Below are 19,088 nucleotides of genomic sequence, written 5' to 3' on the forward strand. Positions count from 1 at the left end.
GGCGCGCGTGGCTCGTACTTCCCCTCTGTGAAATTTTTCACGCGCGCCAGCCTGGTCTTTGCCACCGGCTAAGCCTGACTGCCCCTCTACACTGGAAATGCTCCCGCCATGACCGCGATTGTGATCAATGAAACCTGGACCGCCTTCCGCGGCAAGCTGGTATTCGACTTCACGATGTATCGTAGCGATAAGCATGGCGTCAGCACCGTCAAGGTCTATTTCAAGGGAAACCAGGAACACCGCGTGCATGAAATTTCGCTGCCGTCCGACTGCCCGCGCCATTTCAGTTTCCAGTTCAATCGTAGCGCCGAAGGTGAAGTCTACGTCAAAGGCATGCTGCGCCGCGAATCGAACCATCATGGCGGCGGCACCGTTCGCATCGGCGTCTTTGCCGACATCGTCCATGGCCATCAGGGCCAACATGACGAGCAGCATTTCGAAGGCTTCATGATCTCCGTCGACGCCCATGACAGGCCGCCGAAGCCCGATCCTATCCCAGATCCCATACCCGATCCCGATCCCGACTATCCCGAGCCCTCCCCGCAACCCGTTATCGAACCGGTGCACGGCGATCTGTTCCCCTATATTTATGTGCGCAAATGGCCGACCGTCAGCGCGGCGGAGCTGCGTCTGCGCTTTATCTGCTATGTGCCGCCCATGGCCAGCCCAGCAGGCAATACCCTGTACGAAGCCCTGCTGGCTGCACGCCCCGCCGGCCGCGAAGCCATGGAAGACCTGGCGCTGCGCTATATCGAGGGCGACGCCGGCTGCGAACCGCCGTTTCTTGGACTGCCCGGCGATCTGCCTGCACCATTGCACCGCTTCGCCGACGTGGCGCTGGCCGCGCAACAATTATGCGGGCAGCCGCAAGCGCTGCGGCAGCGCATCCACGAGCTGCTGCACACCACAACGGACGAGCAAATCGCCGAGCTGCTGGCCAGCCCGGCCTGTCTTGAGGCAAGCGCCGCAGCCTGGCAAAGCTATTTTGCGCTGATCCTCATCCTTGGCTACGACTACGCACTGCTGACCACGCTAATCCGTTTCCTGGGCGCTGTCCACCTGCTCAATTACCTGTACACCCCGGCCTTGCCAGCGCCAGTGCCGCCGACCACCGCCACCTTGGCGGCACTGGCCAACGCCTCCATCATGCTGCCGGCCGCCATTTTCCCGCTACCAGCACCTGCCGCCTCGCCCCCGGCTACGGACGGCTGGATCGCCCCCTATGCGATCGGCGACTTGCAAATGGTGCGCCAGCGCCTGCTGCGCTACGAGGCAGGCGAGCTCGCTTACATAGAAAACGTCATGCGCGGCGAGCGCAAGGAGGTGGGCCGCAAGCGCACCCACCGTCAGCTGGACTACCAGCGGCAGCACAGCGGCAGCGAGGCGCTACTGGAAAACCAGGCCGCCGACGAACGCAATAGCCTGCTGGAAGAGGCGCGGCGCGCGGTGGCGGAGAAAACCGTCGGCCACAAGTACACCGACTTCCAGACCAGCTACGGCCCGCCAACCCAGGCGACACTGAACGGCGCCTGGGATGAAAGCGTCACCCAGGGCAAACTGCCAGGTACCGACGACATCACCCGCTTTGCACGCGAGGTGCTGAATAAAACCGTCAACAGCATCACCCGGCAGGTGGGCCAGGTGCGCGGCAGCAGCACCTTGAGCGAGAACGAAGAGACTGTACTGAGCGTGATCGACAACAGCAGCCGGGACAGCCATATGTCGGCCGTATTTCGCTGGCTGAACCAGGTCTACGAGGCGTGCGTGGTCAACTATGGCAACCGCCTGATGATCGAATTCATGCTGCCGCACCCGGCGGCCGGTTTCATTGCGGACGAGCAAAGACTGGATGGCTTGGATTTCCGTCGGCCGCGCCCGCCCGATAGCCTGGGACTGAGCTCCTTCCGTGCCATCACCACCGACAATTACGCCGAGTTGGCCGCCGCCTATTGCGTCACCGAGCTGGAACCGCCACCGGCGCCACGCAAATATGCCTCGGCCACGCTGCGTGGTGGCGGGGAAAAACTGCTGGCCGTGCCAGACGGCTATATGGTGGCGCAAGCCTACGTGCAATTCATCACGACGCCGGCAGATGCTGCCGCGCCACCAGTGCTGGTGGGTCGCGAGTTGTTCAGCGCGACCGAGCCTGCGCCAGCCAGCCGCCACTTCGGGGAAGACCAGATGATCGCCATCGCCGTGGGCGGCGGCGTGCAGCAATTGTCGCCACCGTCCGGGGACGAGACGCTGGTCAACGTTGAGATCGTCTGCCTGCCGATGCCGACCATGTACGACGCCTGGCGGATCAAGATCTACCACGCCATCATCAACGCCTACCAGCGGCTATGTACGCAGTACTACAACCATGCCGGCGCCACGCCGGGAGAGCGCAATGCGGGCCGCTCACCGCAAATGCTGCGCCAGATCGAACGCCGCGAACTCAAGCGCGCCTGTCTGCGCCTGCTGCTGCAACTGGCGCCCGGCGCCAATCAGCCCGGCCAGCCGCGCTACCTGCAATTCTTTGACGATGCCTTCGAATGGGATGAAATGAGCTACCGCTGCTACGCGGGCGTCGATGCGGCGCGGCCCGCAAGCGGCGCTGGCCTGGCCGATGGCGACGAGCTGTTCAGCAGCTTCCTGCAGGCCGACAGCACCCGCGTGCTGCTGCCGGTGCACCCGCCGCGCATGATGGCGCTGCTGTATTACTTATCATCTGGACAATTGTGGGATGGCGACAACCGCCTGGCGCCGTTGAACGCCCGCGACGTTGGCATCGTCGACGAGATGAAGCGGGCCGGCATGCTGGCGCGGCGCCACGGCGTACGGGTCGGCCAGCCATGGCAAGTCATCGTGCCGACCGCCATGCAGGTGCTGGACGGCTGTCCGCTGCCCCGGCATGGTGTCAGCCAGCCGGAAACACTGCCGCCGGGCAGCGGGGAGCAAGCCTCATGAGCATCAGCTTTCCGCCTCTGCCGCCGTTCTTTATCCAGCCAGGTTTTGGCGATATGCCGGTCGGCTCGGTGATCGCCTTTGCCGGCCCCATCGCCAGCCCACGGAAGGCTTCTGCGCCCGTCGCCGGCGCCAGCGTCGAAGCGCTGGGCTGGTTGGTCTGCGACGGCCGCATGCTGGACAGCAACGATTATCCGCAGTTGTACGTAGTGCTCGGCCATCTGTATGGTGGCCTGGGCCAGCAGTTCCGGCTGCCCGACTACCGGGGCTACTTCCTGCGCGGAATGGATAGCGGCAAAGGCAACGACGGCGATGCGGACCAGCGCACCGATCCGGCCGGCGCCACTACCCTCAACCAGGGCGTCGGCTCACGCCAGGAGGATGCCCTGCAAACGCATGAGCATCTCTATAAATCGGCGCCAACGCCGGCCGCGCCATCAGGACCCGGCAGCGTGGCCGGTGCGCCTGCCAGCAGTCCGGCCCTGACCGAGGGCGGCCCCACCAACGGCCTGACGCCGCCTGGCGGCGTGCGGGTCAGCACTACGGAGACCCGGCCGAAAAACATCTACGTCAGCTATCTCATCAAATGCACCTACGGCCTGCACCAGCACCGCCACCACTTCCATTTTGCTCATCAGGAGAAACTGCCATGACTTACCCGAACATCCGTTTTATCGCCTATGCCCTTGACACCATGCCGCCAAAAGATAGTGATGGCAAACAAAGCTACCTTGGCGTCCCCGCCGTGCCCGCCGACGCCTTGCATACAGCAGACATTGACGCCCGCTGCGGCCTGATGCTGCGCGCCATGCAAACCGCGGCTGCCCGGCTGCCCACCAGTTCGCCGCCGCTACCGCCGGGCAGCGTGCTCAATGTCTTCATGGCGCCCGAGTTCTTTTTTCGTGGTCCGCTAGGCGCCTACTCGATGGAAGAGGTCCAGCTGGTGATCACGCGTCTGCAAACCATCACGGCCACCCCCGATTGGAGCGACTGGTTGTTCGTGTTCGGCAGCATTCTGGGTTTTTCGTCGCCCACTTTTGACACGCCGCCCTACGCCATCGATCCATCCAAGCCGAAGGAAGTCTACAATTTTACGCTGACCCAGCTGGGCGGACCCGGCAACGCCGACGGCATCGGCGCCAACGTGGTGGTGAAGGAGCTGCAGTCCGGCTGCGACTTTATCGCTGGAGTCCAAGGCCAGGGGTCCCAGCTGATCGGCAACGTCAATTACATTGCAGCAAGCGCCTATGGCCCCGGCCGTGAACAGCAGCAGCTGGACTATAACGGCGCCGCTATCTTCACGCAGCAGGACATTACCTGGGGCGTGGAAATCTGCCTCGACCACTACACCAATATCGGCGCCACCGGACGTCTGCAGCGCTCGCCACAACTGCCCGGCGACCGGCAGATCCAGGTGCAATTAGTGCCATCCGGTGGTATGTCCATCCAGCAATTACAAACCATGGCCATGCCAGGCGGCTATATCTTCAATTGCGACGGTGCTGCCGGTGGTAGCGCCACGCTGGCCCAAGTCAACCCCGCTGGCAGGCCACCCGCATTTTCACTTTCCAATATCCCGGCCGCAAACACCTGTCCGGTTGACAACGGCCCCATCGCCTTGCCCGACAGCTCGCCGCCTCCGGTGCCTGCCTCGGTCGCCAGCGAAGAGCTGTTTGCAGGTGGCGCGGGCAAGGTCATCCTGTTTGCACCGGTCGCCACGCCAGCACCAGCCACCGTACGCGGCCATGTGCCACCCCAGCCACTGACCTGGCCCGCCAGCGAGGCCTATCAATTCGATTTCCAGCTGGTCTACGATGAAGAGAATGTCTTCGTGGCGGCCTTGTGCAAAATTCGCAGCCCCCTCAAGAACTTTGGCGACCGCAGCTATTTCCTGCCCTTGAGCATGAAAACCAAGGATATCAACAATCAGGATATCAGCTTCAACATCCATCTTGATGGTCCAGCTGGCAATTTCAGCAATTCGATACGCTGCCAGGTCGTTACGCGTGACTTCAGCTGCGACGGCATCTTCCTGCTGTTCAACGACCGCGATAACGGAACCAGCCCCCTTTACCAAGTTGCCTGGTAGGAGTGCGCCATGCCCCTCGCCACCGTCATCGGTATCTACCCAGCCGTCGATTTCGCATGGACTGGCAGGACCGTCGACCAACCGCGCATGGAACGGACAGGCGCTGACGCCGGCTGCCCGCGCTACGGACGATGAGGCCGCCGAAACGCTGAAGCAAGGCCAATGGTAGCGCCTGCCGGCGCCGTTGCCGGCAAGTGCAAGAGCCGCCGTGGCAGAAACGCCGCTGGTATCGTGCATCATGCCCACGCGCGGGCGTCCGGCATTTGTCGCCCGCTCCATCGTCTACTTTTTACGCCAGGATCAATGACAATCGCATGGGCTACGTCGCCATCAACCATGCTGGCAACACCAGCCCCAAGGATACGGCCAAGCGGCGCTCGCGGCCTGATGTATTTTTTCACTCACCAGGAAAGTAATATGAAATACTTGACAGACGCTCAGTTGGGCATAGACGTATCGCATTACAACGGCGACATCGACTGGGCCAAGGTCGCTGCGGATAAGAACAAACCGAAATTTGTCTATATGAAAGCCACCGAGGGCCGCAGCATTGTCGATGCAAAGTACCAAGACAACCGCAAGCGCGCCAAGGAACATGGACTATTGTGTGGCGCCTACCACTTCTTCGTACCTGAGGTTCCGGTGCAGGAGCAGGTCGAGCACTTTTGCAAAGTGGTGGGCAGCGTCGAGGGCGAACTGCCGCCCATGCTCGATGTAGAACATTCGGGGCTGGCCAAGCATGCCTACGCCGCCGCCCTCATGCAGTGGCTGCAGCAGGCAGGCGATCGGCTGAAGTGTGTGCCCGGCATCTACGCCGGCCCGTACTTCTGGAATAGCAACGTAGGCTCGTTCACACCGTTCCTGGCCTCGCCACTATGGATCTCCAACTTCACCCAGGCGTCCCACCCCTTGCTCATGTCGGGCGCCACCAGCTACACGTTCTGGCAATACACCGACTCGACGAAAATCGACGGCATCGCCGGGAAGGTCGACATGGACCGCTATGCCGGCTCGCTAGCCCAGTTGAAAACGCTGCTATGCGGCCAGCAGCGCACATTGATCACGGATCAATCTCTGGCGGCGGACGGCGCAAGGCCATATGTTCCCACACGGCCACCAATACCAGCACGCAAGTGGTGATGCAGGTCAGGATCAGCGGCGAGTACAGCCGGCCATAGGCCATCGGGATCAGGGCCAGGATGATCAGCAGGCCCAGCAGATGCGACAGCGGCGGCGTGGGCCGGTCGTTGCTGACCCATTTGAACAGCGCATTGCCCAGCAGATACATGATCGGACCGGCCAGCATGGCGCTGATGCCGGCAAAACTGGTTTCATCGCCATGCATCAGGGCCAGTTCGTCGGCCACGGCGCTGACGATCACGCCGCCGATGATCAGCACGTGGATATAGGTGTAGGCCACGCGGGCGATGCGGCCCGGATCTTTTGAGTGAGAAATACGCTGATGGCCGGCTTCGGCGCCCGTGTCGAAATAAATCCACCACATGGCGATGCTGCCGACCAGCGCCGACAAGAAGCCCAGCCAGGCACCGCTGCTCCATTCCATGCCGGAAAACGTGGCGCCCGTGACCAGCAGCGATTCACCGAGGGCGATGATGACGAACAGGCCGCAGCGCTCGGCCATATGGTTGCCGTCGACATCCCAGTCGGCCGTCGAGGAACGGCCAAGGCCAGGCACGCGGAACATCATCCACGGACCGGCCAGGTCGATCAGCAGCGCCACGGCCCACCAGCAGATGCGCAGTTCCGGCGCGGCCAGGCCGCCGGCGATCCAGAAAATACCGGCAAACGCGGCCCACGCGGCGAGCCGCTGGAAGTTGCGGCGGCGCTCCAGCGATTCGGCGCGCACGGCCCAGCAGGCAAACAGCGGGCGGCCCAGCTGCATGGCCACATAGGCGGCGGCAAAGGCCAGGCCGCGCGTGCCGAATGCTTCGGGAATCGAGGCGGACATGACCAGGCCGCCCAGCATCATCACGAATAGCACCACGCGTACGGGTATGCGCTCGGGGTCCAGCCAGTTGGTGATCCAGGAGGTATAGATCCAGACCCACCATACGGCCATCAGCAAAAATGCCGTCTGCAGCCAGCCCATGGCGCTCAAATGGGCCAGCAAGCCGTGCGATAGTTGCGTCACAGCAAACACGAACACCAGGTCGAAGAACAGCTCGACCATGCCGACCTTGCCGCTCTCATGCCCGCCGCGCTTGCGCAGCAGGGATTTTGTCAATTCCATACAACCTCTTTCTTTATTCATCGCTGACCGTGCTGGCAACAAGCGGGCCGGCCAGGCGCATCATGCGCGGTGACGGCATCTTACGGCAAACCGCCCCGGCGCCAAAGTTTTCGGACTTACTTGACGGGTGTCGGCAAGGGCAGTCCGGCGAAATGCGCCTGCAGATTATCGACCACCAGCTGGCCCATGGCGTGGCGCGTCTCAACGGTCAGGCTACCCACGTGCGGCGTCAGCACCACATTGGGCAAGGCGCGCAAGGCGGCCGGCACCCGCGGCTCGTCGCTGAAGACATCAAGCCCGGCCGCGCCCAGGCGGCCATCTTGCAAAGCGGAAATCAGCGCCTCTTCATCGACCAGCGCGCCGCGTGCGATATTGATCAGGGTGCCTTGCGGGCCCAACGCTTCCAGCACGGCCCGGTCGACCGCCTTGTGGGTGGCCGGCGTGCCTGGCGCGCTGACGATCAGGCAATCGCTTTGTTCGGCCAGGGCCAGCAGGGAATCGGTGCGCAGCACGGTGGTATTGGCCACCGGACGCGGCTGGTAATAGCGCACGTGCACGCCAAAGGCGGCCAGGCGCAGCGCAATCGCTTGCCCGATCTGCCCAAAACCGAAGATGCCGGCCGTCTTGCCGCGCAGGCTGGACGCGGGCTTCAACGGTACGCGCTGCTCCCAGGCGCCGTCGCGCACATAGCGGTCCAGCGCGGGAATCTGGCGCACGCTGGCCAGCAGCAAGCCCAGCGCCACGTCGGCCACGTCGTCTGTCAGCACATTCGGCGTGGTGGTGACCGCAATGCCGCGCTGGCGGGCCACGTCCAGCGCCAGACCATCGAGACCCACGCCATTGATGGCGATGATTTCCAGCACGGGCAGCAAGCCCATGTCGGTGGCGTTCAAGCCCAGCGCGCCCGTGGTGACGACAGCGCGGATGCGCGGCGCCAGTTCGGCCAGCCAGGCGTGGCGCTGCTCGGGCGCGACCTTCCAGGCATGGTGGCAGGTGTAGGCTTGTTCCAGTTGGGCGTTGACGGAGGCCGATGGGCTGGCGGCGAGGATTAACAGGTCGGGTAGCATGGGGATAGAGTCAGAGTGATGGGCAGACTCAACTTAGCATAGTTGGCGGCTGGCCGGCTAGCCTGCCCGTGCAACTACTTAGCTACTGGGGCAAGGAACTTGTTTGACCTTGCCGCCCGTCTTGAAGGGATCGGCGCCCGAACCGGGATTTTCTGCCAGGGCATAACAGGCCGAACCGGCTGCAGTCCGTACGCGCGAAGCTGGCCGGCCATCGGCGGTAAGATAATCTTCCACCGTCAGCACGGGACCGCCACGGTAGGCGCGGGCGACCAGCTTCTGGAATTTTGTCTGGCTTTCCAGCGGCGCTGGCGCCAGCCACGGCGTTTCCTTGCCTACTTCTTTGCGCATGGCCTTGTCGATGGCCGCCACGGACAGGCGCGCCCGCGTGCGCAAGTCTTCGGTGGAGGAAGTGGCTGAGGTGGCCAGTTCATCGACGGGAGGCAAGATAATCGTTTCGACCAAGGCGGGCGCAGGCACGCTGGCTGGCGGCAAGGCCCTGGAGGCAGGTGTGCGCGATGAGGGACGTGGCATGGTCATCGGCAGCGGCAATTGCGCGGCTGCAATCGGTGTTGCCGGCCGGGACGGCATCAAGGTCATGAAAGCCACTTCGGTATAGTGCTTCAATTGCCGCGCCGGCAAGCTCAGGAAATACAGGCCCAGTCCATGCATGGCCAATATCAGCGCCACGGCAGCGCCCCTCAGGCTCAATAGCCGCCTGCTCAATTCCCTGTTTTGCCCCGGCAGATCCATGCTTGTCCTATAGGCGCTCATGCGCGGTACACCATTGTAGGCAAACTTTCTCAAAAGAATAATTAAATCCACAAGGTATCGCCTGGCGCCACTTTTTTTCGCGCATTCCAGTACTTGCACCTTGCCTGGCCTGCAACACTGTTGCGTGGCCTGCCGTTTTATTCGAAAAAAAACCGTGCGGGCGCCACGCAAGTCATATCCTGACTATATAATGATAATCATTCTCATTTATATTCAACCAATATTGCTATGCGCCAATTCCACTGCACCCCTACCCCCTTCGCCCTGGCCGCCTTCTTGCTGGCCAGCGCTGCCGCCCAGGCGCAAACCGCGCCCGCCGCAGATACAGCGCAGGCACTGCCCACGGTCGTCGTCAACGCTTCGGCCGATGCGTCGGCCGAAGGCTTGTCGCGCGCCTATGCCGGTGGCCAGGTGGCGCGCGGTGGCCGCGTGGGCATCTTGGGTAGCGTGGACATGATGGACTCGCCGTTTGGGGGCACCAGTTATACGCAGCAATTCATTTCTGACCAGCAAGCACGCAGCGTGGGCGATTTGTTGCAAAGCGATCCGGCCGTGCGCCTGTCGCGTGGTTATGGCAATTTCCAGGAAGTGTACGTGATACGCGGCTTTGCGCTGGAGTCGGACGACATTGCCTACAACGGCTTGTATGGCGTGCTGCCACGCCAGTATGTGTCGCCGGAATTGCTGGAACGCGTGGAAGTGTTCCGCGGCGCCAGCGCTTTCCTGAACGGTGCAGCCCCTGGCGGGAGCGGCCTGGGCGGCGCCATCAATCTGATGCCCAAGCGCGCCGGCAATACGCCGCTGACGGAAGTCACCGTAGGCGTGGAAAGCGGCGGCCATACCTATGTCGCCACCGACATAGCGCGCCGCTTCGGTGACAACCAGGAGTTTGGCGTACGCATCAACGCCGCCAAGCGCCAGGGCGAGACCAGCATCAAGCGCGAAGACCACGATGTGGGCATGTTTTCCGTGGGCCTCGATTACCGTGGCCGTGACTACCGCGTGTCGGCCGATGCCGGTTATCAAAACTTTGACCTGACGGCGCCGCGCCCCAGCGTCAATAGCCTGGTGGCGGGGGCCATTCCTGCCGCGCCCGATGCGTCCAGCAACTTTGCCCAGCCCTGGAGTTTTTCCAAGGAACACGATGTATTTGGCACCGTGCGCGGCGAATACGATCTGGCCAGCAATGTCACGGCCTGGGCCGCCTTCGGTTCCCGCTCCACCCGCGAATCGAACAGCTTGGCCCAGCCCACCGTGACTTCCCTCAATGGCGACGCCAGCGTCTACCGTTTCGACAATGCCCGCAAGCAGCAAATCCGCACGGGCGAACTGGGCGTGCGGGCCAAGCTCAATACGGGCGCCATCAAGCATACGCTGGTAGCCAGCTGGTCGGGCCACTGGAACGAAGCCAAGAATGCCTACGCCATCAGCAGTTTCGCTGGCTTGCCGACCAATATCTACAATCCCGTCGACGCCGCCATGCCGCCTACCCTGCCACAAAACTCGGGTGGCGACATGAGCGATCCGCGCATCACGCAAAAAACCATCCTGTCCAGCTTTGCCGTGGCCGATACCATGGCTTTCCTCGACGATAGCGTGCTGCTGACGGTGGGCTTGCGCCACCAGCAAATCCGCGACGCCGGCTATGCCTATGGCACGGCGGCGCCCACCTCGTACTATGACCAGAGCGCCAACACGCCTGTGGCAGGCATCGTCTATAAACTCGATAAAAGCGTTTCGCTGTACGCCAACTATATAGAAGCACTGGTCAAGGGCCCGACAGCCAGCGGCACCGATGCCAACGGCAATGTCGTTTCCAATCTGGGCCAGGTATTTGCCCCGTACAAGGCCCGGCAGAAGGAAATCGGCGTGAAGTATGACGGCGGCAAGCTGGGCGCGAGCGCCGCCCTGTTCAGCACCAGCGTGCCCCTGCAAGCGGTGCGCGGCACCGAAGCGGGCCTGTTTGGCCAGCAACGCAACCAGGGTGTGGAATTGTCGGTGTTCGGCATGCCCGCCAGCGGCGTGCGCCTGCTGGGCGGCCTGACCTGGCTCGATACCAAACAAAGCGACACGGGCGTGGCCGGCGATGACGGCAAGAAAGTCATCGGCGCACCGCAAACGCAGCTGAGCGCGGGCGCCGAATGGGATGTGCCGGGCGCGCCTGGCCTCTCCTTGAACGCGCGCACCATCTACACGTCGACCCAGTACGCAGACCTGGCCAACAGCAAGCAATTGCCATCCTGGACCCGTATCGACCTGGGCGCGCGCTACCTGACCCGCCTCGCCGAGCACGATGTGACCCTCCGTGCCCGCGTCGACAACGTTGCTAACCGTAATTATTGGGCGTCTGCCGTGTCTTCGTTTGGCGCCGGCAGCCTGGTGCTGGCATCGCCACGCACTTTCGTGGTCTCCGCTACCGTCGGTTTCTAAAGCCGCCACCCGCAGCTGCCCTCTCCAGGCGGCTGCGGGCCTTGATACATATCATACGTATACTTTTTTCTTAAAAAAGCATTATTCCCGCCAGCCCTTAAATCAGCGCATACTGCAAGACCCATTGCCCATTCCGTCATGGAGGTCGCGTGAATATTGCAACGAGTCATCATCACGTCCAACGCCGCCAGCCGGCACGGGGACAGCGCCTGTTGGCCTTGCGTGAAGCCGTGCTGACCGACTGGGAACACCGCGTGCGTGCCAGCGTGCAGGGCGCCGACCAGTTGCTAACGCCCATATTGATCAATACCCTGCCCGCTTTCTTCGACAACCTGGCCGAAGCCTTGACGCCAGGCTATCCGCGCCAGAATGCGGCCAGCAACAGCAATGTGCCGGCCGTGCATGGCAATGAACGGGCCCGCATGACCAATTACGGGCCGGAACAGGTGATCCAGGAATACCAGATCTTCCGCGACTGTTTTGCCGACGCTGCGCGCGAAGCGGGGATCGCCTTGCGCCGCAATGACTGGCGCATCATCAACGCCTCGATCGACACGGGCATCCGCGAATCGATACGCGAATTTACCGCCATGCATGAAGGTTTCCAGCGCCGCATCGCTGCCGGCCTGTCGCACGATATGCGTAACCCGCTGTCCGTCATCATCACGGCGGCGCAGATGCTGCAACGTTTCCCGGAACGCGCCAACGTCAGCGGCCTGGGGCAAAAAATACTGGAGCATGGCCACCGGCTCGACACCATGATAGAGGAATTGCTCGACACACTCAGCTACCAGCAAGGCCAGCGCCTGCCACTGGCGCTCAGCCAATTCGACATCTTGCCGCTGGTGCAAGCTATCTGCGCCCAGGTCAACGAACTGGTGTCCCTTCCGCATGGCGACAAGTGCCGCGTGTCCGGTGTTTCCGTGACCGGCTGGTGGTGCGAGAATTCGGTGCGGCGCGCGCTGGAAAACCTGCTCAACAATGCAGTCAAATATGGCGATGACGATCCCATCACCGTGCATGTGGAAGCAACCCACGGGCGCATGATCATCACGGTGCACAATACGGGCAGCCCGATCACCCCCGATAAAACACCGCGCATCTTCGAATACCTGCGCCGCGAAAACCATGGCCCCACTCCAGGCTGGGGCATCGGCCTGCCGTATGTGCAAAACGTGGCCGAAAGCCATGGCGGCAGCGTTGCCGTCGATAGTGCGCCGGAGACCGGCACCACTTTCATCTTCGATATTCCCGTCGATTGCCGCCCCTTCGTGACGCCACCGCCCTGAATCGCGGCTAGCTGTGCACCAGACCGGTGCGCGAGATTGCCCCGTGCCACAAAAATGATCATTTTTAATATTTCCCACAGCTATTCTGCTGGCACGCTTCCTGCTGAGCTAAGCATGTCCACGGCTCAAGGGAAATCACAACATGGCAAATTTTTTCAATGAAATGACTGCGGATGAAGTGGGTAGGGATGGCAAGGTACGCGAACACTACCGTGAATTCAGCCAGTGGCTGCAACAGCAATCCCCTGACACCATCGCCCGCAAGCGGGCCGAAGCCGACTTGCTGTTTCGCCGCGTCGGCATCACCTTCGCGGTGTATGGCGATGATGCCGGCACGGAACGGCTGATTCCTTTCGACACCATTCCACGCATCATTCCCGCCACCGAATGGGCGCAGATGCAGCGTGGCCTGGTGCAGCGCGTGCAAGCGCTGAACATGTTTTTGCATGATATTTATCACGAGCAAAACATCATCAAGGCGGGCATCATCCCGGCCGAGCAGATTTACCGCAATGCCCAGTACCGGCCTGAAATGCAGGGCATAGACGTGGCGTCCGACATCTATGCGCATATTGCCGGTGTCGATATCGTGCGCGCCGGCCAGGGCGAATTTTATGTACTGGAAGACAATCTGCGCGTGCCGTCCGGCGTGTCCTACATGCTGGAAGACCGCAAGATGATGATGCGGCTGTTTCCCGACCTGTTTGCCCGCAACAGGATCGCCCCCGTCGACCATTATCCCGACATGCTGCTCGACAACTTGCGCTCGGTCGCGCCCATGGGCGTCAATGATCCGACGGTGGTCGTCATGACGCCGGGCATGTATAACTCGGCCTATTTCGAACACGCTTTTTTGGCCCAGCAAATGGGCGTGGAATTAGTGGAAGGCAAGGATTTGTTTGTCAACGACAATGCCGTCTACATGCGCACCACGCGCGGGCCGAAACGCGTGGACGTGATTTACCGCAGGGTCGATGATGATTTCCTCGACCCGCTGGCCTTCCGCGCAGACTCATCCTTGGGCGTACCGGGCCTGCTGTCGGTCTACCGTGCCGGCCGGGTCACCCTGGCCAACGCCATCGGCACCGGCGTGGCCGACGACAAGTCGATTTACCCCTACGTGCCCGACATGATCAAGTTTTACCTGTCGGAAGAGCCGATATTGAACAATGTACCCACCTACCAGTGCCGCAAACCGGCCGACCTGTCGTATGTGCTGGCCAATTTATCGCAGCTGGTGGTCAAGGAAGTGCATGGCGCGGGTGGTTACGGCATGCTGGTCGGGCCTGCTTCCAGCAAGGCGCAGATCGATGACTTCCGCCAGCGCCTGCTGGCCAATCCGTCCGGCTATATCGCCCAGCCTACCCTGGCCCTGTCGGCCTGCCCCACTTACGTTGAGAATGGCATTGCGCCACGCCACATCGATCTGCGGCCGTTTGTGCTGTCCGGCAAGACGATTTCCATGGTGCCGGGCGGCCTGACGCGGGTGGCGCTGGGCGAAGGCTCGCTGGTGGTCAACTCTTCGCAGGGCGGCGGCACCAAGGACACCTGGATACTGGAACAAGCGATGGCTTTGGGAGGTGAACAATAATGCTGAGCAGAACCGCCGATCACTTATTCTGGATGGCGCGCTACACCGAGCGCGCCGAAAACACGGCCCGCATGCTGGACGTGAATATGCAAACGGCCATGCTGCCCCAATCCGAGGCGGACGCCGAGCGAGGCTGGCGCGCCACCCTGGGCATTTCCGAGCTGCAAAGTGCGTATGACGAGAAATATGGCCAATCCGGTGGCAAATTCCAGACCCAGGACATGCTCGACTTCATGGTGCGCGATCCCGATAACTCCTCTTCCATCATGGCCTGCCTGACGGCTGCCCGCGAAAACGCGCGCGCCGTGCGCGGCACGCTGACCACGGAAGTGTGGGAAATCCAGAACGCCACCTGGCTCGACATGCAAAAGCGCTTGAACAGCAAGCTGCTGGAAACCGATCCCAGCCAGTTTTTCGAATGGGTGAAATACCGCTCGCATCTGTCGCGCGGCGTTACTTTAGGCACCATGCTGAAAGATGAAGCCATCCATTTCATTCGCCTGGGCACCTTTCTGGAGCGGGCCGACAATACGGCGCGCATCCTCGACGTGAAATTCCATGGCGCCAAAGAAGCCGCAAAAGACGTGCAGCAGCGCGATTTTTATTACTGGGCGGCCCTGCTGCGCTCCGTGTCCGGTTTTGAAATCTACCGCAAGGTGTATCGCGACGTCATCACGCCCGAGCGCGTGGCCGAATTGCTGATGCTGCGCGGCGACATGCCTCGCTCCCTGCTCGCTTGCATGGATGACGTGGTCGACAATCTGCGCCAGCTCCGCAACGATGTATCGGCCGATACAGAACGCTTTGCCGGCAAGCTGCACGCACAGCTGAAGTTCGGCCATATCGACGACATCATGAAAGCAGGCTTGCACCAGACCCTGACCGAGTTCCTGGAAAGCATCTATGAACTGGGCAACCGTGTCAGCCGCGACTTCCTCGTTCCCCTGGCGGCCTGATGCAGATCACTATCCGCCACGAAACACAGTACGCCTACAGCGCGCCGCTGGCCCATACCATCCAGCAACTGCACCTGACGCCGCGTATCGAGCCGCAGCAGCGCGCGCTGTCATGGCAGCTGTCCACGCCGGGCCAGTGCCACGCCTACACGGATGCCTATGGCAATCTGTCGCATATGCTGACCATCAATGGCCATCATCAAGCCCTGAGCCTGGTGGCGCATGGCGTGGTGGAAACCATTTATCCGTACCAAGGCCGGCTGAACCTGATTGAGTCCCTGTCGCCGCTGTTGTTTACCATGCCGACCCGGCTGACAGACGCGGGGCCAGCCATCGTGGACCTGGCGGCCAGCAGCCTGCCAGAGCGCAGCACGGCCGCCAACACGCAGCACTTGCTGCGCCTGGCGGAAAACATCGCCGCTAAAGTTGCCTATGAAAGCGGCGCCACCATGGTCAGCACTACTGCCGCAGACGCGCTGGCGCTGGGGCGCGGCGTCTGCCAGGACCACGCCCATCTTTTCCTGGCTTGCTGCCACGCCTGGGGCATCCCGGCCCGTTACGTTTCCGGCTATATCGATCCGGAAACCACCGGCCACGCCGCTAGCCACGCCTGGGTCGACGCCTGGGCCGTGGACAGCGATTTTCAGGGCTGGGTCAGCATCGACGTGACCCATGCGCGCCTGATGACGGACGCCTATTGCCGCCTGGCCATCGGCCGCGACTACGACTCCGCCGCCCCCGTGCGCGGCGTGCGCCAGGGTGGCGGCCAGGAAAGCATGTCGGTGGAGGTGCAGATCCTGACCCGTTAGCGACCAGCGCGTCTGGTGTAGAATCCTTTCCCTTTGCTCCCTTTACAAGCGCTACGATGACTTATTGTGTTGCCATACGTATCAATGAAGGCCTGGTTTTCCTGTCCGACTCCCGCACCAATGCGGGCGTGGACCAGGTGGGCACCTTCCGCAAGATGAGCGTATTTGAAAATCCCGGCGACCGCATGCTGGTCATGATGACGGCCGGCAACCTGTCGATTTCGCAGGCGATACGCCAGATCGTGGCTGAACACGTCGATGCCGACGGACGCAGCATCTGGAACGTGTCCAGCATGTACGAGGCGGCCCGCATCGTCGGCGACGCCGTGCGCGCCGTGCACCAGCGCGAAGCCAAGGCGCTGGCCGATTCCGGCATCGACTTTAACGTCAGCATCATCCTGGGCGGCCAGATCGGGACCGAGCGCTGCCGCTTGTTCCAGGTGTATTCCGCAGGCAATTTCATCGAGTCCCATGATGAAAACACCTATTTCCAGATCGGCGAAGCCAAGTATGGCAAGCCTATCCTCGATCGGGTGATCAATCCGGCAACCCGCCTGGATGAAGCGGCCAAGTGCGCGCTGATCTCCATGGATTCCACCCTGCGCTCGAATATCTCGGTGGGCTTGCCGCTCGACCTGCTGGTGTATGAAACAGATAAGCTGGCTGTCACGCGTTTTGTGACCATCGATGAAAAGAACCAGTATTTCCGCATGATCCGCGATACCTGGGGCGAGCAGCTGAAACGCGTGTTCGAAGGCATGGACGACCCCGTGTGGAACGCCGCACCGGACATCACGACAAACGTCTTGTCATCCAACAATATGCACAGCAAACCCGTGCGCGTGGCCATCCCCGGCCATATCAGCCGTGGCAGCCAGGATGTGGCGCCGCTGCAATCGCTGGCCCAGCAGGCTGGCGACGAGCGGCAATATTGATACAGGTTTGACACAGATATGCGCGGCATGCGCGCTGCGCTGGACAAGCCGCCTGTAGCGTGATCTTATGGCAATATAGACAACATGCATAAGGTGGCGCAGATGGACCTGATCACTTCCGCCGTCGTGGCCGCCATCGAACAAGGCGCGCCCGGCCATGCTCCCGAGCCTGTTACCCGCTATTACCAGCAGCTGAAAACGGCCATCGGCAAGTTCGACAGCGCGGCGGCCATCCTGGCAGCCATCACGGCGCTGGAAACCGATGCTGCATCCGAACCCTTGCGCCTGGTGCTGGCGCAAGCCTTGTCTACCGCCAGGGTGGCGGATGATATGGCCAGCCTGTTTGCCGCGCAAGGCTTGCTGGCCCAGCTACGCCTGCCCTCCGCCACCGCCGAAATAATGGAAGCAAACGAGAAAAGCGGCGGCGTGGTGTCGAACTATGCCGTCATCAAGACCTATTTCGCCACCGACCGCCAGCGCGACCTGGGCAAGCCGCCGGCCCAGCGTTTCAGCGGTGCGCGCAATGCCCCCAGCGCCGAGCAGGACACGCTCAGCTATGGCAGTTGCGACATCAGCATCCCGCGCGACCACCGCATGGGCCAGCTGGAATCACCTTCGCTGTGGCGGCTGGAATTTCGCGACGACCCGGCCAAGCATGTGGTGCTGCTGACCGCCGATGTGCAGGATGCGGATGGTTTTTATGCCGCTTTGAGCGCACAGATCGCCGCCTCGGCCGGCAAGAACGCTTTTTTGTTTATCCATGGCTACAACGTCACGTTTGAAGATGCGGCGCGGCGCACGGGGCAGATGGCCTATGACCTGGGTTTTGATGGCGCGCCCGTGTTTTACAGCTGGCCATCGCAGGGGGACTTGTCCGGCTACACCGTCGATGAAAACAATATCGAATGGAGCACGCCCCACATCCTGGGTTTTTTAAGCGATTTTCTCGCCAGGACGGCCGCGCAGAATGTCTTCCTGATCGCCCACAGCATGGGCAGCCGGGGCTTGACGCGCGCCATCGCGGCCTTGATGGCGACCCAGCCGCTGCTGGCGCAAAAGATCAGCGAGATCATCCTTGCCGCGCCCGATATCGATGCCGCCGTGTTCAAAAACGATATCGCCCCGCAACTGGCCCAGGCCCGCAATCCCCTCACCCTGTATGCATCGTCGGACGACCTGGCGCTGGCCGCCTCGAAAGCCGTGCACGGCTATGCGCGCGCGGGAGACAGCGGGCCGGGCATGCAGATCGTGGCCGGCGTGGAAACCATCGACGCAACCGCGGTGGATACGGGCTTTGTCAAACACATGTATTTTGCTGAAAAACGCTCGGCCCTGTCCGACATGTTTTACCTGATACACAAGCAGGCGCGGGCCGACCAGCGCTTCCTCGACCCCGTCGATACCCCTGCCGGGCGCTATTGGATGTTCAGGCCCTGAGCACGCATGCTAAGATACGGCCTTAGAGTGTGGCAAGGACACGGCGATCATGCCGCGCGCCCGGCCACCATAAGCAGGCCATATTATGTTGACATCTTCTTCTACCCCGCAAGCCGAAACACTGATACGCAGCACCAACGCCCGCGTCACCAAGACACGCGTGAAAGTGCTCGACTATCTGCTGTCGCACAATCGCTCGCAAACCCACCATGAAATCCAGCAAGCCTTGTCGCAAGACAGCGATATCGATTCCGTCACCTTGTACCGCGTGCTGGAATGGCTGACTGAAAATGAGCTGGTGCACCGCATCGCGGGCGCCGACCAGGTATGGCGCTTCAGCGCAGGCGCCGGCCACCAGGCGCACGAACACGCGCATTTCCAGTGCACGCGCTGCGCCGACGTGACCTGCTTCAATGAAGTCAAGCTGCCCGCCCCCGTTGCCTTGCCAGAAGGTTTCAGCGGCGGCGAAGTCGATTACCTGATCAAGGGACTGTGCCCGCGCTGCAAATAAGCCAGG

The 19,088-nt window shown here is 61.9% G+C and carries 15 protein-coding genes; 12 read left to right on the forward strand and 3 right to left on the reverse strand.

The genetic code is table 11. From position 1 onward, the window contains the following. The first annotated feature begins 108 nt into the window (after positions 1–108). The 4 genes from HDE72_RS04640 to HDE72_RS04655 all read left to right on the forward strand — a co-directional run bounded on the left by HDE72_RS04640 (position 109) and on the right by HDE72_RS04655 (position 6,175). Positions 109–2,949 carry a hypothetical protein gene (locus tag HDE72_RS04640; RefSeq protein WP_183737544.1) on the forward strand — a complete coding sequence of 947 codons (2,841 nt, stop codon included), beginning with the start codon at positions 109–111 and terminating at the stop codon, positions 2,947–2,949. Continuing rightward, positions 2,946–3,599 carry a tail fiber protein gene (locus HDE72_RS04645; protein WP_183737545.1) on the forward strand — a complete coding sequence of 218 codons (654 nt, stop codon included), beginning with the start codon at positions 2,946–2,948 and terminating at the stop codon, positions 3,597–3,599. Before HDE72_RS04640 ends, HDE72_RS04645 begins: the two co-directional genes overlap by 4 nt. Next, the gene (locus HDE72_RS04650) at positions 3,596–5,035 is read left to right on the forward strand and encodes a hypothetical protein (protein WP_183737546.1); all 1,440 of its coding nucleotides are present in this window, start codon (positions 3,596–3,598) and stop codon (positions 5,033–5,035) included. The genes HDE72_RS04645 and HDE72_RS04650 overlap by 4 nt, the downstream gene beginning before the upstream one ends. A 417-nt stretch (positions 5,036–5,452) precedes the next feature. Continuing rightward, positions 5,453–6,175: a glycoside hydrolase family 25 protein gene (locus HDE72_RS04655; protein WP_183737547.1), complete on the forward strand. Its 723-nt coding sequence runs from the start codon at positions 5,453–5,455 to the stop codon at positions 6,173–6,175. Here HDE72_RS04655 and HDE72_RS04660 read toward each other — a convergent pair. The 3 genes from HDE72_RS04660 to HDE72_RS04670 form a co-directional block, all read right to left on the reverse strand. Further along, entirely contained in the window at positions 6,096–7,280 is a 1,185-nt protein-coding gene (locus HDE72_RS04660; RefSeq protein ID WP_409254949.1) for a low temperature requirement protein A, read from the reverse strand. The two genes, HDE72_RS04655 and HDE72_RS04660, sit on opposite strands and share 80 nt — an antisense overlap. Positions 7,281–7,402: 122 nt before the next feature. Continuing rightward, entirely contained in the window at positions 7,403–8,353 is a 951-nt protein-coding gene (locus tag HDE72_RS04665) for a 2-hydroxyacid dehydrogenase (protein ID WP_183737549.1), read from the reverse strand. 78 nt (positions 8,354–8,431) lie between these two features. Next, a complete protein-coding gene (locus tag HDE72_RS04670) occupies positions 8,432–9,040 on the reverse strand; it encodes a hypothetical protein (RefSeq protein WP_183737550.1) in 609 nt (202 codons plus the stop codon). A 312-nt stretch (positions 9,041–9,352) separates the two neighbouring features. Here HDE72_RS04670 and HDE72_RS04675 point away from each other — a divergent pair, with 312 nt between their 5' ends. The 8 genes from HDE72_RS04675 (at position 9,353) to HDE72_RS04710 (ending at position 19,082) form a co-directional block, all read left to right on the forward strand. Next, a complete protein-coding gene (locus HDE72_RS04675) occupies positions 9,353–11,554 on the forward strand; it encodes a TonB-dependent receptor (RefSeq protein WP_183737551.1) in 2,202 nt (733 codons plus the stop codon). Positions 11,555–11,703: 149 nt separating this feature from the next. Next, the gene (locus HDE72_RS27950; RefSeq protein WP_183737552.1) at positions 11,704–12,843 is read left to right on the forward strand and encodes a sensor histidine kinase; all 1,140 of its coding nucleotides are present in this window, start codon (positions 11,704–11,706) and stop codon (positions 12,841–12,843) included. 142 nt (positions 12,844–12,985) lie between these two features. Next, positions 12,986–14,434, forward strand: a complete 1,449-nt coding sequence (locus HDE72_RS04685; RefSeq protein WP_183737553.1) for a circularly permuted type 2 ATP-grasp protein — start codon at positions 12,986–12,988, stop codon at positions 14,432–14,434. Beyond that, the gene (locus tag HDE72_RS04690) at positions 14,434–15,390 is read left to right on the forward strand and encodes an alpha-E domain-containing protein (RefSeq protein ID WP_183737554.1); all 957 of its coding nucleotides are present in this window, start codon (positions 14,434–14,436) and stop codon (positions 15,388–15,390) included. The genes HDE72_RS04685 and HDE72_RS04690 overlap by 1 nt, the downstream gene beginning before the upstream one ends. Continuing rightward, complete coding sequence (locus HDE72_RS04695; protein ID WP_183737555.1) at positions 15,390–16,199, forward strand: transglutaminase family protein; 810 nt, start codon at positions 15,390–15,392, stop codon at positions 16,197–16,199. Before HDE72_RS04690 ends, HDE72_RS04695 begins: the two co-directional genes overlap by 1 nt. A gap of 56 nt (positions 16,200–16,255) precedes the next feature. Next, positions 16,256–17,134, forward strand: a complete 879-nt coding sequence (locus HDE72_RS04700) for a proteasome-type protease (protein WP_183737556.1) — start codon at positions 16,256–16,258, stop codon at positions 17,132–17,134. Positions 17,135–17,236: 102 nt separating this feature from the next. Beyond that, positions 17,237–18,571 (forward strand): alpha/beta hydrolase, encoded by a 1,335-nt coding sequence (locus HDE72_RS04705; RefSeq protein ID WP_183737557.1) that lies wholly within the window; start codon positions 17,237–17,239, stop codon positions 18,569–18,571. 85 nt (positions 18,572–18,656) lie between these two features. Further along, complete coding sequence (locus HDE72_RS04710; protein WP_183737558.1) at positions 18,657–19,082, forward strand: Fur family transcriptional regulator; 426 nt, start codon at positions 18,657–18,659, stop codon at positions 19,080–19,082. Positions 19,083–19,088: the final 6 nt, after the last annotated feature.

It is taken from the genome of Janthinobacterium saanense (assembly GCF_014200675.1).
Classification (GTDB): Bacteria; Pseudomonadota; Gammaproteobacteria; order Burkholderiales; family Burkholderiaceae_D; genus Janthinobacterium.